The sequence below is a fragment of the Kitasatospora sp. NPDC059803 genome (genome assembly GCF_042732255.1).
In the GTDB taxonomy this organism is placed as follows: Bacteria; Actinomycetota; Actinomycetes; order Streptomycetales; family Streptomycetaceae; genus Kitasatospora.
Genome location: NZ_JBHWIJ010000261.1, coordinates 1 through 12579 on the forward strand (window position 1 = coordinate 1; position 12579 = coordinate 12579).

Below are 12579 nucleotides of genomic sequence, written 5' to 3' on the forward strand. Positions count from 1 at the left end.
CTTTGGTAAGGGTCATGGGTCGTCGAGCCGGGGCCGTGGGTTTTCCGAGGGGCAGCGCATCATTTTTCTCTCTTTTACCGCGCGGGTAGGGGGAGGACGTGGCGGAGGGCTTCGAGGGCGTCGGGGGAGCCGTCTGTGGTGAGGGTGGTGTGGGTGCCGCGGCCGTAGGTGAAGAGGACCAGGTCGCCTGGTTCGCCGGTGAGTTGGACGGTGGGGGAGCCGGCGGGGCCGACGGTGAGGGACTGGCCGTCGGGGCGGCGCAGGGTCAGGCGGACGGGGGAGCGGCGGCCGGCTTCCAGGCGGGCCAGCAGCGGCAGGCGGCGCCACAGGGCTTCGGCGCGGCCGGCGGGCACCGGGGAGGGCGTCCAGTCGTCGGCGGCCCGCAGGACGTCCTCGGCGTGCACGTAGTACTCGACGGTATTCGCGGCCTCGTCGGCGCCGGGCAGGGCGAACAGGGAGAACACCGGCGGGCCGGAGCGGAAGAGCTTCAGCAGTTCCTCGTACGGGCGCTCGGCGTACGCGGACTGCACCCGGTGGGTCCAGTCGGCGAGGGCGCCGACCCGGATGCCAGCCGCCGCGTCGGCGCGGCGTTCCCGGATCACCAGGTGGGCGGCGAGGTCGCGGGTGGTCCACCCGGCGCAGAGGGTGGGGGCGTCCGGCCCGGCGGCGGCCAGGAGTGCGGCGAGGCGGTGGCGTTCGGCGAGGGCGTGGTTCGACATGGCGCCACGATAGAGGCTGTCAGTGCAGGTTGCCGGTGAGCTTGGGGCCGCCCTGCTTGTTGGAGGCCGTCAGGGTGCAGGTGTAGTCCCGCCAGCCCTGCTGGTAGTTGGCCTGGGCGGGGCCGAACTGGCGGCCGTAGTACGTCTTCCCGTCGTTCTGGCGGGCCTTGGCGGCGGCCTCGGCCTCCTTGCAGCCCTCGCGCATGGCGAGCGAGATCGGGATCTCGCCGGTCAGGCCGTCGGCCAGTTTCAGGTCGGCGATCACCTGGCCGTCGTGCTCGCCGGTGCAGGGGCGCTCCTCGGCCTTGGTGATCACCGGGCTGAGCTGCGGGTGGTCGAAGCAGGCGCCGACCGGGAAGAAGGCGTACGGCGGGGCCTTGGTCGGGGTGGGTGTCGGCGTGGGGGTGGGTGTCGGCGTGGGGGTGGGTGTCGGGGTCGGGGTGGCCGTGGGGGTGGGCGGGGGTGGCGAGGCGGCGGGCTTGCGCTCCTCCGGCCAGAGCAGGACGGTGGCCACCACCGCGAGCAGCACGGCCAGGACGGCCACGACGGCGAGGACCAGGCCCCGGGACGGGCGGGGGTCGGCGGCTGCGGGCGGCTGCTGCTCGGAGGTCATGGCCATGAGGATGGCCCACGCGGGGCCCGCCCGGCAGGCGGTTGGCCGAAATCGCCCCTTTACGGCGAGGTTCAGGGTGGGGCGGGATAGGCTCCCCGGCCGCACGGATCCAGCCCGGAGGTAGTCAGTGCACCGCGTAGGGCCCACCGCACAAGGCGCACGGCACAGGGCGCACGGCGCATCCGGGGCTGCGGGCCGGACTGCAACAATGGCCCCATGTCCACCACACCCGCCACCCCCGGCACCACCGTCCTGGCCCCCGAGATCGCCGCGCGCCTCAAGCGCACCGAGGACGGCCTGCTCCCGGCGATCGCGCAGCAGTACGACACCGGCGAGGTGCTGATGCTGGGCTGGATGGACGACGAGGCGCTGCACCGCACGCTCACCACCGGCCGCTGCACCTACTGGAGCCGCAGCCGCCGCGAGTACTGGGTGAAGGGCGACACCTCCGGCCACGCCCAGGCGGTCAAGTCGGTGGCGCTGGACTGCGACGGCGACACCCTGCTGGTGAAGGTCGACCAGACCGGTGCCGCCTGCCACACCGGCGACCGCACCTGCTTCGACGCCGACGTGCTCCCGCTCGCCTGACCCCTCCTCCTGCTCCTCCTACCGGATCTCCAGAAGGTGCCGCTCGCCATGGATCTCGAAGCCTTCCGCAAGCTCGCCGTCGACACCCGGGTCATCCCGGTCACCCGCAGGCTCCTCGCGGACGGTCTCACCCCGATCGGCCTGTACCGCAGCCTCGCCGAGGAGCGGCCCGGCACCTTCCTGCTGGAGTCTGCCGAGCAGGGCCGCAGCTGGTCGCGCTACTCCTTCGTCGGCGTCCGCAGCGCCGCCGTCCTCACCGTCGGGGAGGACGGCGAGGCCCGCTGGCTGGGCACCCCGCCGGTCGGCATCCCGACCGGCGGCGACCCCTTGCAGGTGCTGCGCGCCGCGCTGGAGGCGCTGCACACCCCGCGCCGCGACGACGACGGCCTGCCGCCGCTCACCGGCGGCCTGGTCGGCTACCTGGGCTACGACGTCGTCCGCCGGCTGGAGAAGCTGCCCGACCTCAACCCGGACGACCTGCGGCTGCCCGAGCTGACCATGATGCTCGCCACCGACCTCGCCGTGCTCGACCACGTCGACGGCACGGTGCTGCTGATCGCCAACGCCGTCAACCACAACGACCTGGCCAGCGGCGTGGACGAGGCCTACGCGGACGCGGTGGCCCGGCTGGACGCCATGGAGGCCGACCTGCTCAAGCCGGTCGACCCGGGCCTGGCCACCTTCACCCCGGCCGGGCCGGGCGAGGCCCGCTCCCCGTTCGGCGGCGCGCCGTACCGGGCGGCGGTGGAGGTGGTGAAGGAGCGGATCCGGGCCGGCGAGGCCTTCCAGGTCGTCCCCTCGCAGCGCTTCGAGGCGCCCTGCCCGGCCTCGGCGCTGGACGTCTACCGCGTGCTGCGCACCACCAACCCCAGCCCGTACATGTACCTGTTCCGCTTCCCGGGGCCGGACGGCACCGCCGAGGGCGGCTTCGACGTGGTCGGCTCCAGCCCGGAGGCGCTGGTCAAGGTGACCGGCGGCGAGGCGATGGTGCACCCGATCGCCGGGACGAGGCACCGCGGCGCCACCCCGCACGAGGACGCGGCGCTGGCCGCCGAACTGCTCGCCGACCCCAAGGAGCGGGCCGAGCACCTGATGCTGGTCGACCTGGGCCGCAACGACCTCGGCCGGGTCTGCGAGCCGGGCAGCGTGGAGGTGGTCGACTTCATGCACATCGAGCGTTACAGCCACGTGATGCACATCGTCTCCACCGTCACCGGCCGGGTGGCGCCCGGGCGGACCGCCTTCGACGTGCTGACCGCCTGCTTCCCGGCGGGCACCCTGTCCGGCGCGCCCAAGCCCCGCGCGATGCGGATCATCGAGGAGCTGGAGCCCACCCGCCGCGGCCTGTACGGCGGCTGCGTCGGCTACCTGGACTTCGCCGGGGACTCCGACACCGCGATCGCGATCCGCACCGCCGTGCTGCGCGACGGCACCGCCTTCGTGCAGGCCGGCGCGGGCGTGGTCGCGGACTCCGACCCGCACGGGGAGGACACCGAGTGCCGCAACAAGGCGGCCGCCGTGCTGCGGGCCGTCGCCACCGCCAATACGCTGCGGACGCCGGAACTGTCGTAAGTCGTGAGCCGTGAGCTGTAAGTCGTCAGTGTCGTGAGTCGTCGAGGGAGGCGGCCGGGATGTCCGAGGTGTCGCCCGACGAACTGCGGCGGGTGGTCGTGCTCGATGCGGCCGCCCAGATCGAGGACCAGCTGGGCGGGCACGGCCGGGTGCTGGCCGGCTCCGTGACCGACGCCCCGGCCGGGGCCCCCGACCTGATCCCCGACCTGACGGTGACCGCCCCGGGGGCGGAGCCCGACGGCCGGGGCCGGTACGCCGGGGGCGACGTCGAGGCCGTCCTGGAGGTGGCCCGGCCGCACCTCGCCGAGGCGGCGCTGGCGTACGCGCGCAGCGGGATCCCGCTGTACGTGGTGGTCGACCCGGCGGCGGCGGCCTGCACCGTGCACACCGCGCCGTCCGCCGACGGCGGGTACCGGGAGGCGGAGCGGGTGCCGTTCGGCAACGACCTGTTCCTGCCGCTCGCCGGGCGGACGCTGGTGCTGCGGACGGACGAGTTCCCGGCCGGGCCGCCCACCCCGGGTGCGGGGCCGGACGCCGGGCGGGGGATAGTGGACGGGTGAGCGCACCTGACCAGACCCCCGTACCCGCCCCGCCGGCCCCCGCGTCGGGGCGCCGGACGCTCGGCGTGATGCTCCTGCTGACCGTGCTGAGCGCCGTGCTGGTGCTGACCGCCGTCGGCCGGGTCTGGGCCGAGGGCCGGGCCGGCACCCTGGCGGTGTCCGTCTCCGGCGGCGCGATCTCCGAACTCCCGGGCGGGCTGGCCCTGGTGGGGCTGGCGGCGGCCGTCGCGGTGTTCGCGGTGCGCGGCGCGGGCCGGCTCGCGGTCGGCGCGCTGACCCTGCTGGCGGGCCTCGGCGCGGCCGCCGCCTCGGCCGCGGGCGCCGGGGACACCGCCGCGCTGGACGCCGAGGCGGCCCGCAAGCTGGCGCTGTCCGGGTCGGCGGCCACCGAGGTCGGCCACACCGGCTGGCCCTGGGTGGCGCTGGCCGGCGGGCTGCTGCTGGCCGTCGCCGGGCTGCTCACCCTCCGCTACGGCCGGAGCTGGCCGGCCATGGGCAGCCGCTACGAGGCGCCCACCCGCAAGGCCCCGGCGAAGAGCGAGACCCCGGCCGACCTGTGGAAGGCGCTGGACCGGGGCGAGGACCCGACCACGGTCTGAGCGCGGGGCCTGGGCGCTGCTCCTGAGCGCTGGTCCTGAGCGCCGGGCCCGGGCTTCCGGCCTGAGCGGGCCCCAGTAGTAGGCCTCAGCAGCCCTCAACGGGCCCCGGCGGCGGTGTGACGCGATAGACCCGCCACCCGCTTTGGGCCGTCGGTGTGTGGCCCGGCACAATGGAACCCGTCAACCCGCCGGCGGCCCCGCAGGCCCGGCCGGGCCCCGAGAGGCTAGGAGCACCACTCAGATGGCAGCAGCAGCACACGGTCACACCACCGCCGCCTGGACCGGCGTGACCATCACGTTCATCGGTTTCGGGATCGCGGGGGTCGCGATGATCCTCCCGTCGGTGATGCTGGTCTGGGCCGGCATCGCGGTCATCCTGGCCGGCGGCGTGGTCGGCAAGGCGATGTCGATGGCGGGCATGGGCCAGCAGCCGAGCGCCAACGTGTACACCTCGCACGAGGAGCAGCGCGCGGCCCGGGCCGCCGTCGCCGCCTGACGACGGACTCCTCGCAGCAGTACGACTCGCAGGAGTACGACTCGTAGCAGTACCGACTTGTAGCAGTACCGAACGGCGGGCGCGCCACGCCCGCCGTTTCGTTCTGTCCGGGCCCGGCACGGGCAGAATCGGGGCGTGACCTCCGCCTCCACCACCTCCGCCCTGCCGCCCGTCCTGCGCCGGCTCGGCCCGCCGCTGGCCGCGCTGGCGGCGGTGGCCGTCCCCGCCGTCTACGTCGCCGCGGTGGACCCGAACACCCCCGGGCACTACCCCGACTGCCCCTTCCTGGCCGCCACCGGCTGGTGGTGCCCCGGTTGCGGGGGGCTGCGCTGCGTCCACGCGCTGGCCCACGGGGACTTCACCGGCGCGCTGCACGACAACGCCGCGGCCGTCCTGCTGTTCGGCGTCCTGGCGCTGCTGTGGCTGCGCTGGGCCTGGGCCGCGCTGACCGGCGCCGGGCCGCGGCCCAGGCCCCCGGTCGGGGCCCGGCGCTGGGTGCTGATCCTCCTGCTGCTGCTGGTGTTCACGGTGGTGCGCAACCTGCCCGTCGGGGCGGGGCTGGCGCCCCTGCTGGTTTGATCGCCCACGCCGGCGGGTAGCGAGCCGCGCAGGCTCGCGCACCGGTCCACACCGGGGCCCGTACATCGGTCCACTTGGTCCGCACCGCGCGTCCGGGCACCGCCGGGGAACCGGTGAAACCGCAGTTGGGGGCTGCTCAGGGGGGCGTCCGGCACGCGAGACGCACACCGGGCGGATGCGCCCCGCGCCCCCGGGTGCCGATACCATCGAAGTGCCGCCGGGCCACCGCCCGGACGGCTCGTCGCCGGCGAACGAACAGAAATGTTGGGGGCACTTCGCGTGAGCGAGCGAACCATTGACAGGTGCGTGTTGCGCGCAGCGCCTGCTGAGCGAAGCGAGGTGTGCGCATGAGTGTGCTCGACACGATCATCGAGGGGGTCCGCGAGGACCTCGCCGAACGGCAGGCCCGGGTCTCCCTGGACCAGCTGAAGGAACTCGCCGCCAAGGCCCCCGAGGCGAAGGACGGCGTCGCCGCGCTCAAGGGCGACGGGGTCCGGGTGATCTGCGAGGTGAAGCGCTCCAGCCCCTCCAAGGGTGCCCTGGCCGCGATCGCCGACCCGGCCGCCCTGGCGAGCGACTACGCGGCCGGCGGCGCCGCCGCGATCAGCGTGCTCACCGAGCAGCGCCGCTTCGGCGGCTCGCTGGCCGACCTGGACGCCGTCCGCGCGGCGGTGGACACCCCGCTGCTGCGCAAGGACTTCATCGTCACCGCCTACCAGCTGTGGGAGGCCCGCGCGCACGGCGCCGACCTCGCGCTGCTGATCGTCGCCGCCCTCGACCAGTCGGCCCTGGTGTCGCTGATCGAGCGGGCCGAGTCGATCGGCCTCACCCCGCTGGTCGAGGTGCACGACGAGGAGGAGATCAAGCGCGCGGTGGACGCCGGGGCGCGGATCATCGGCGTCAACGCCCGCAACCTCAAGACCCTTGAGGTGGACCGCAACACCTTCGGCAACGTCGTCCACGCCATCCCGGACAGCGTCGTCAAGATCGCCGAGTCCGGCGTGCGCGGCCCGCTGGACGTGATCTCCTACGCCAACCTGGGCGCCGACGCCGTCCTGGTCGGCGAGTCCCTGGTGACCGGCAAGGACCCGCGCGCCGCGGTCGCCGACCTGGTCGCGGCCGGCGCCCACCCCGCCGTCCGGCACAAGGACTGACCCGCCGACATGAAGATCGCCACCCGCCTCGCCCCCGGTTGCCGCCCGCGCGGCTGCCGCGCGCCCGCACGCCGGGTGCTGGGGCGGCGGGTGCGCTACGTGATCGGCTGCGAGCCCGGGCAGGTGCCGGGCCGCCGATGGCGACGGACATCCGGCTGAGCCCAGCCACGAGACGTCCCTGTCGTCATCTTCCAAAGGACTCCACCATGTCCGACAAGTCCGCGAAGGACTACCTGCCCGGCGCCCAGGTGCCGGACGCCCGAGGCTACTTCGGTGCCTACGGCGGCCGCTTCATCCCCGAGGCGCTGGTCGCCGCGGTCGAGCAGGTCGCCGAGGAGTACGAGAAGGCCAAGGCCGACCCGGCCTTCGCCGCCGAACTCGACGGCCTGCTCAAGGACTACACCGGCCGCCCGAGCCCGCTGACCGACGTGCACCGCTTCTCCGCCGAGGCGGGCGGCGCGCGCGTCCTGCTCAAGCGCGAGGACCTGAACCACACCGGCTCGCACAAGATCAACAACGTGCTGGGCCAGGCCCTGCTCACCCGGCGGATGGGCAAGACCCGGATCATCGCCGAGACCGGCGCCGGCCAGCACGGCGTGGCCACCGCCACCGCCTGCGCCCTGTTCGGCTTCGACTGCACCATCTACATGGGCGAGGTCGACACCCAGCGCCAGGCGCTGAACGTCGCCCGGATGCGGATGCTCGGCGCCGAGGTGGTGTCCGTCACCTCCGGCAGCCGCACCCTCAAGGACGCCATCAACGAGGCGTTCCGCGACTGGGTCGCCAACGTGGACTCCACCCACTACCTGTTCGGCACCGTGGCCGGCCCGCACCCCTTCCCGATGATGGTCCGCGACTTCCACCGGGTCATCGGCATCGAGGCCCGCCAGCAGGTGCTCGACCGCACCGGGCGGCTGCCCGACGCCGTCGTCGCCTGCGTCGGCGGCGGCTCCAACGCGATGGGCATCTTCCACGAGTTCATCCCCGACGCCGGCGTGCGCCTGATCGGCTGCGAGGCCGCCGGCGAGGGCGCCGACACCCCCAAGCACGCCGCCACCCTCACCAAGGGCGACCCCGGCGTGCTGCACGGCTCGCGCACCTACGTCCTCCAGGACGAGGACGGCCAGACCATCGAGTCGCACTCCATCTCCGCCGGCCTCGACTACCCGGGCGTCGGCCCGGAGCACGCCTGGCTGAAGGACACCGGACGGGCCGAGTACCGCCCCGTCACCGACGACGCCGCCATGCAGGCGCTGCGGCTGCTGTCCCGCACCGAGGGCATCATCCCGGCCATCGAGAGCGCCCACGCGCTGGCCGGCGCCCTGGAGCTGGGCCGCGAGCTCGGGCCCGAGGCCACCATCCTGGTCTCGCTCTCCGGGCGCGGCGACAAGGACATGCACACCGCGGCCGAGTACTTCGGCCTGTACGACGAGCCGGCCGGCGGCTCGGCCCACGACGCGGCCCACGGGGGTAAGTGACCATGGCATCGAAGCTCAGTGGCATCCTGGCGGCCGCCAAGGCCGAGGACCGCGCCGCGCTGATCGGCTACCTGCCGGGCGGCTTCCCGACCGTCGACGGCGGCATCCGGGCGATCAACGCGCTGATCGAGGGCGGCTGCGACATCGTCGAGGTCGGCCTGCCGCACTCCGACCCGGTGCTGGACGGCGCCGTCATCCAGACCGCCGACGACATCGCGCTGCGCGGCGGCGTGCGGATCAAGGACGTGCTGCGCACCGTCCAGGAGGTCGCCACCGCGCACCCCGAGGCGGCGGTGCTGGTGATGACGTACTGGAACCCGGTCGACCGCTACGGCACCGCGCGCTTCGCCGCCGACCTCGCCGCCGCGGGCGGCGCCGGCTGCATCCTGCCGGACCTGCCGGTGGAGGAGTCCGAGGAGTGGCGCAAGGCGGCGGACGAGCACGGGCTCGACACCGTGTTCGTGGTCGCCCCCAGCAGCAAGGACCCGCGCCTGGCCGAGGTCACCGCGGCCGGCAGCGGCTTCGTCTACGCGGCCGCCGTGATGGGCGTGACCGGGACCCGCGCCCAGGTCGGCTCGCTCGCCGAGGACCTGGTCGCCCGCACCCGGGCCACCACCGACCTGCCGGTCTGCGTCGGCCTCGGCGTCTCGACCCCCGCGCAGGCCGCGGAGGTGGCGGGCTTCGCCGACGGCGTGATCGTGGGCTCCGCGTTCGTGAAGCGGATCCTGGAGGCCGGTGACGACGAGGCGGCCGCGCTGGACGCGGTGCGCGCCCTGGCCGGCGAGCTGGCGGCGGGCGTCCGCCGGCGCTGACCCCCGTACCACTGACGGCCCGGCGCCCTTCGTGGGCGGGGGGCCGTCGCGCTTGCGTGCGCCCGGCTCGCCGGGCGGCGGCGCTCGCGCGGCCCCGAACGGGTGAACAGCGACGGGCACACGCATCAGGCGGGGTTGACCGGCGTTGAGTGGAGGGACGAGTGCACGAACGAGGTGCACGGGGGTTGCCGAGCGAGCGAAGGAGTGAGCCGGTGCCGGGTCTCCATCGGGCCGTTCTGCTGCGGGCCGCCGCCGCCGCGCTGGCGCTCGGCGCCGCCGTCGGCGCGCACACCGAGGTGGGGCAGGCGCTGGCCAGGCGCGGTGCCGAGCGGGCCGTGCGGGACGCGTACGCCTGCGCCGAGGCGGCCCGCTGGAACGCCGCCGAACGGGCCGCCCACCCGCACCACGAGGGCCGCGCCGACCTGTTCGACCCCGGCCGTCCGCCCGGCTGCCGCTCCTGAGGGCCGCGCCGACCTGATCGACCACGGCCGTCCGCGCAGCCACCCGCCCGGCCGTCCGCCCTTGAACGGACGTTCGCCGGATTCGGACACACCATCACCAGACGTCACCCATCCGGCTTAATTCCTGAATATGGAGGAACCGCCCTTCATCCCTTACGGTTCATCAGGAAGTGAACGAGTTTCCCGAGGGGGGTTCCCTGATGGCCGGCCCGGCAGCGCAGCCCGGTGACCCGGCGCCCGCGCCGCCCGCCCGGCGGCCGGTGCCGGCCTGGAGTCCGTGGCTGGGCACCGTCGTCCGGCTCGGCCTCGCGGTGGTCTGGGGCTGGGCCGGCCTGGCCAAGATCGCCGACCCGGCGGAGGCCGCCCAGGCCGTCCGCGCCTACGAGATCCTGCCCGAGGGCCTGGTCAAGCCGGTCGGCTACGCCCTGCCCTTCCTGGAGCTGGCGCTCGCCCTGCTGCTGGTGATCGGCCTCGGCGTCCGGATCGTCGCCGGCGTCTCCGCGCTGCTGCTGCTCACCTTCATCGCCGGGATCGCCGCCGCCTGGGCTCGCGGCATCTCGATCGACTGCGGCTGCTTCGGCGGCGGCGGGCACATCGACGCCTCGCAGACCGAGTACCTCCAGGAGATCCTGCGCGACACCGGGTTCCTCCTGCTGGCCGGGTGGCTGCTGTGGCGGCCCCGCACCAGGCTCTCGGCGGACGGCTGGCTGGCGAGCTGACCGGCCGGCCCCCGCCGCACCCCCACCCCACCCCACGAAGGCCCTCCCCGATTGTGGATGTCAAGGCAATGAGCGAGAAGAACCGAGAAGGCAAGCGCACCGCCCGCGAGCGGATGCTGGAGCAGCGGGCGGCCGACGAGGCCACGTCCAAGCGCAGGAAGAAGCTGTTGGTGGGCGGCGCGGTGCTCGTGGTGATCGCCGCCGCCGTGGTCACCGGCGTCGTGGTGCAGAACCAGCGCTCCAAGCCGGAGACCCCGGTCGCCGCCCCCGCCGGGACGATCGGCGACAAGAACCTGGTCATCCCGGCCGGCTCGGCCAACGCCCCGGCCGTCCTCACCGTCTACGAGGACCCGCGCTGCCCGGCCTGCGGGATCTTCGAGCGCGAGTTCTCCTCGACCGTCGACCAGTTGGAAGACGCCGGCAAGATCTACACCAACTACCACATCGTGTCGTTCATCGACCGGGCCGTCCCGGGCAAGGGCTCCAAGGCCGGCGCCAACGCGCTGGCCTGCGCCCAGGACGCCGGGCACTTCCGGGACTTCCACGACGTGCTGTACCGCAACCAGCCGGACGAGACCAGCGACGCCTTCGGCGACAAGGCCGTCCTGATCAACCTCGCCAAGCAGGTCAACGGCCTCGACACGCCCGCTTTCGAGGCCTGCGTCAACGACAACAAGTACGGCGGATGGGTGTCGTCCGTGCAGCAGGACTTCGACAAGTCCAGCTACAAGTCCACCCCGACCGTGCTGCTCAACGGCCAGCCGGTCTACCCCAAGAACGGCGCCGAGGAGATCACCCCGGCGAACCTGGTGAAGTGGGTCGACGCCGCCAACCAGGGCAAGCAGCTGGGCACCGCGGGCTCCAACGGGCAGACCCCGGCGCCCACCAGCACCGCCTCGGAGGCCAACAACCCGTCGCCGACCGCGGGCTGAGCCCCGCCCACCGCCGGGTGACCGCCGCCGCCTCCTCCCCGTCCGGAGGGGGCGGCGGCGCCGTTCCCAGTGCCCGTTGTTCGGTATCTGTGACCCTGGGGGTGCCCAGCAGGGGCCGCAGACCCTGTAGCGTCGGAACCGCCATGGATATCGCCTACATTCCCAGCCCGTCGCGGGGCGTCCTGCACCTCGGACCGGTCCCGCTGCGCGCCTACGCCTTCTGCATCATCCTCGGTGTCGTCGTAGCCGTCTGGCTCGGCAGCAAGCGCTGGGTCGCCCGGGGCGGTGCCAAGCACACGGTCGGCGACATCGCCGTCTGGGCCGTGCCCTTCGGCCTGGTCGGCGGCCGGCTGTACCACGTGATCACCGACCACCAGCTGTACTTCGGGGCCGGCAAGAACCCCTGGAATGCCTTCAAGATCTGGGAGGGCGGCCTCGGCATCTGGGGCGCCGTCGCGCTCGGCGCGGTCGGGGCCTGGATCGGCTGCCGCCGCCGGGGCGTGCCGCTGCCCGCGTACGCGGACGCCATCGCGCCGGGCATCGCGCTCGCGCAGGCGATGGGCCGCTGGGGCAACTACTTCAACCAGGAGCTGTACGGCCGGCCGACCACGCTGCCGTGGGGCCTGGAGATCGACAAGAAGCTGCCGGGCGGCGAGGTCGTCAAGGGCGTCTACCACCCGACCTTCCTGTACGAGTCGATCTGGTGCGTCGGGGTCGCGCTGCTGGTCATCTGGGCCGACCGCCGCTTCAAGCTGGGGCACGGTCGGGCCTTCGCGCTGTACGTGGCCGCGTACACGGTGGGCCGGTTCTGGACCGAGTGGCTGCGGATCGACGAGGCGCACGTCTACTTCGGCCTGCGGCTGAACGACTGGACGTCGATCGTGGTGTTCATCGGCGCCGTGGTCTACCTGGTGGTCGTCGGCAAGAAGCGGCCCGGCCGGGAGGACCCGGCGAGCATCGACCCGCTGGCCGCCGAGGAGGGCGAGGAGCAGGGCCCGTCCGACAAGGCGGCGGCGTCCGGCAAGGCCGCGGGGTCCGAGAAGTCCGGTAAGGCCGAGAAGGCGGGCAAGGCCGCTTCGGCGGAGAAGGCCGGCGGGAAGCCCGCGCCGTCCGAGAAGGTCGCCGGGGCCGGTGAGACCGCCGAACTGTCCCAGTCCGCGGACGAAAAGGCGGACGCGGAGGCAGCCCCCGAAGCCGTCGAGAGCGCCGACAAGAATGCCAAGAACCTGACCTGACCTGGGAGTTCCCCCCGGTGGGGGGGGGGGGGGGCGGGGGCTGGGAGAGCTGGACGGAAGCG

At 73.9% G+C, this 12579-nt stretch carries 16 protein-coding genes; 14 read left to right on the forward strand and 2 right to left on the reverse strand.

The annotated features are described in order from the left end of the window. Window positions 1-74: 74 nt before the first annotated feature. Window positions 75-719 carry a TIGR03085 family metal-binding protein gene (locus tag ACFV6I_RS30785; protein WP_380334086.1) on the reverse strand — a complete coding sequence of 215 codons (645 nt, stop codon included), beginning with the start codon at window positions 717-719 and terminating at the stop codon, window positions 75-77. Window positions 720-738: 19 nt separating this feature from the next. After that, window positions 739-1332, reverse strand: a complete 594-nt coding sequence (locus tag ACFV6I_RS30790; protein ID WP_380428820.1) for a hypothetical protein — start codon at window positions 1330-1332, stop codon at window positions 739-741. Between the two features lie 216 nt (window positions 1333-1548). Here ACFV6I_RS30790 and hisI point away from each other — a divergent pair, with 216 nt between their 5' ends. The 14 genes from hisI to lgt all read left to right on the forward strand — a co-directional run bounded on the left by hisI (window position 1549) and on the right by lgt (window position 12517). Further along, window positions 1549-1920 carry a phosphoribosyl-AMP cyclohydrolase gene (gene hisI / locus ACFV6I_RS30795; RefSeq protein WP_380428822.1) on the forward strand — a complete coding sequence of 124 codons (372 nt, stop codon included), beginning with the start codon at window positions 1549-1551 and terminating at the stop codon, window positions 1918-1920. A gap of 48 nt (window positions 1921-1968) precedes the next feature. Beyond that, entirely contained in the window at window positions 1969-3492 is a 1524-nt protein-coding gene (locus ACFV6I_RS30800) for an anthranilate synthase component I (protein ID WP_063351042.1), read from the forward strand. Window positions 3493-3551: 59 nt separating this feature from the next. Then, the gene (locus ACFV6I_RS30805) at window positions 3552-4052 is read left to right on the forward strand and encodes a Uma2 family endonuclease (protein ID WP_380428825.1); all 501 of its coding nucleotides are present in this window, start codon (window positions 3552-3554) and stop codon (window positions 4050-4052) included. Continuing rightward, entirely contained in the window at window positions 4049-4651 is a 603-nt protein-coding gene (locus tag ACFV6I_RS30810) for a TIGR02234 family membrane protein (protein ID WP_380376397.1), read from the forward strand. The genes ACFV6I_RS30805 and ACFV6I_RS30810 overlap by 4 nt, the downstream gene beginning before the upstream one ends. 241 nt (window positions 4652-4892) lie before the next feature. Then, on the forward strand, window positions 4893-5147 hold the full coding sequence (locus ACFV6I_RS30815; RefSeq protein ID WP_380334098.1) for an HGxxPAAW family protein: 255 nt from the start codon (window positions 4893-4895) through the stop codon (window positions 5145-5147). Between the two features lie 135 nt (window positions 5148-5282). Continuing rightward, a complete protein-coding gene (locus tag ACFV6I_RS30820; RefSeq protein ID WP_063347168.1) occupies window positions 5283-5726 on the forward strand; it encodes a DUF2752 domain-containing protein in 444 nt (147 codons plus the stop codon). Window positions 5727-6073: 347 nt separating this feature from the next. Next, the gene (gene trpC / locus ACFV6I_RS30825) at window positions 6074-6880 is read left to right on the forward strand and encodes an indole-3-glycerol phosphate synthase TrpC (RefSeq protein ID WP_063347167.1); all 807 of its coding nucleotides are present in this window, start codon (window positions 6074-6076) and stop codon (window positions 6878-6880) included. Window positions 6881-6889: 9 nt separating this feature from the next. Next, on the forward strand, window positions 6890-7039 hold the full coding sequence (trpM, locus tag ACFV6I_RS30830) for a tryptophan biosynthesis modulator TrpM (protein ID WP_167745855.1): 150 nt from the start codon (window positions 6890-6892) through the stop codon (window positions 7037-7039). A gap of 47 nt (window positions 7040-7086) precedes the next feature. Then, on the forward strand, window positions 7087-8358 hold the full coding sequence (trpB, locus tag ACFV6I_RS30835; protein ID WP_063347166.1) for a tryptophan synthase subunit beta: 1272 nt from the start codon (window positions 7087-7089) through the stop codon (window positions 8356-8358). Window positions 8359-8360: 2 nt separating this feature from the next. Beyond that, complete coding sequence (gene trpA / locus ACFV6I_RS30840; protein ID WP_063347165.1) at window positions 8361-9170, forward strand: tryptophan synthase subunit alpha; 810 nt, start codon at window positions 8361-8363, stop codon at window positions 9168-9170. 212 nt (window positions 9171-9382) lie between these two features. Then, a complete protein-coding gene (locus ACFV6I_RS30845; protein WP_380428827.1) occupies window positions 9383-9631 on the forward strand; it encodes a hypothetical protein in 249 nt (82 codons plus the stop codon). A 200-nt stretch (window positions 9632-9831) separates the two neighbouring features. Then, window positions 9832-10350 carry a MauE/DoxX family redox-associated membrane protein gene (locus ACFV6I_RS30850; protein WP_380428829.1) on the forward strand — a complete coding sequence of 173 codons (519 nt, stop codon included), beginning with the start codon at window positions 9832-9834 and terminating at the stop codon, window positions 10348-10350. Window positions 10351-10418: 68 nt separating this feature from the next. Continuing rightward, window positions 10419-11282 (forward strand): thioredoxin domain-containing protein, encoded by an 864-nt coding sequence (locus tag ACFV6I_RS30855; RefSeq protein WP_063347163.1) that lies wholly within the window; start codon window positions 10419-10421, stop codon window positions 11280-11282. A 143-nt stretch (window positions 11283-11425) separates the two neighbouring features. Then, window positions 11426-12517 (forward strand): prolipoprotein diacylglyceryl transferase, encoded by a 1092-nt coding sequence (gene lgt / locus ACFV6I_RS30860; protein WP_380428831.1) that lies wholly within the window; start codon window positions 11426-11428, stop codon window positions 12515-12517. Window positions 12518-12579 lie beyond the last annotated feature (62 nt).

What these genes read in the sequence shown, in the direction of transcription:
- lgt (WP_380428831.1), top strand. Translation starts at nt 11,426, where the DNA reads ATGGATATCGCCTACATTCCCAGCCCGTCGCGGGGCGTCCTGCACCTC.
- ACFV6I_RS30815 (WP_380334098.1), top strand. Translation starts at nt 4,893, where the DNA reads ATGGCAGCAGCAGCACACGGTCACACCACCGCCGCCTGGACCGGCGTG.
- ACFV6I_RS30805 (WP_380428825.1), top strand. Translation starts at nt 3,552, where the DNA reads ATGTCCGAGGTGTCGCCCGACGAACTGCGGCGGGTGGTCGTGCTCGAT.
- trpM (WP_167745855.1), top strand. Translation starts at nt 6,890, where the DNA reads ATGAAGATCGCCACCCGCCTCGCCCCCGGTTGCCGCCCGCGCGGCTGC.
- hisI (WP_380428822.1), top strand. Translation starts at nt 1,549, where the DNA reads ATGTCCACCACACCCGCCACCCCCGGCACCACCGTCCTGGCCCCCGAG.
- ACFV6I_RS30790 (WP_380428820.1), bottom strand. Translation starts at nt 1,332, where the DNA reads ATGACCTCCGAGCAGCAGCCGCCCGCAGCCGCCGACCCCCGCCCGTCC.
- trpA (WP_063347165.1), top strand. Translation starts at nt 8,361, where the DNA reads ATGGCATCGAAGCTCAGTGGCATCCTGGCGGCCGCCAAGGCCGAGGAC.
- ACFV6I_RS30855 (WP_063347163.1), top strand. Translation starts at nt 10,419, where the DNA reads ATGAGCGAGAAGAACCGAGAAGGCAAGCGCACCGCCCGCGAGCGGATG.
- ACFV6I_RS30850 (WP_380428829.1), top strand. Translation starts at nt 9,832, where the DNA reads ATGGCCGGCCCGGCAGCGCAGCCCGGTGACCCGGCGCCCGCGCCGCCC.
- trpC (WP_063347167.1), top strand. Translation starts at nt 6,074, where the DNA reads ATGAGTGTGCTCGACACGATCATCGAGGGGGTCCGCGAGGACCTCGCC.
- trpB (WP_063347166.1), top strand. Translation starts at nt 7,087, where the DNA reads ATGTCCGACAAGTCCGCGAAGGACTACCTGCCCGGCGCCCAGGTGCCG.
- ACFV6I_RS30785 (WP_380334086.1), bottom strand. Translation starts at nt 719, where the DNA reads ATGTCGAACCACGCCCTCGCCGAACGCCACCGCCTCGCCGCACTCCTG.
- ACFV6I_RS30800 (WP_063351042.1), top strand. Translation starts at nt 1,969, where the DNA reads ATGGATCTCGAAGCCTTCCGCAAGCTCGCCGTCGACACCCGGGTCATC.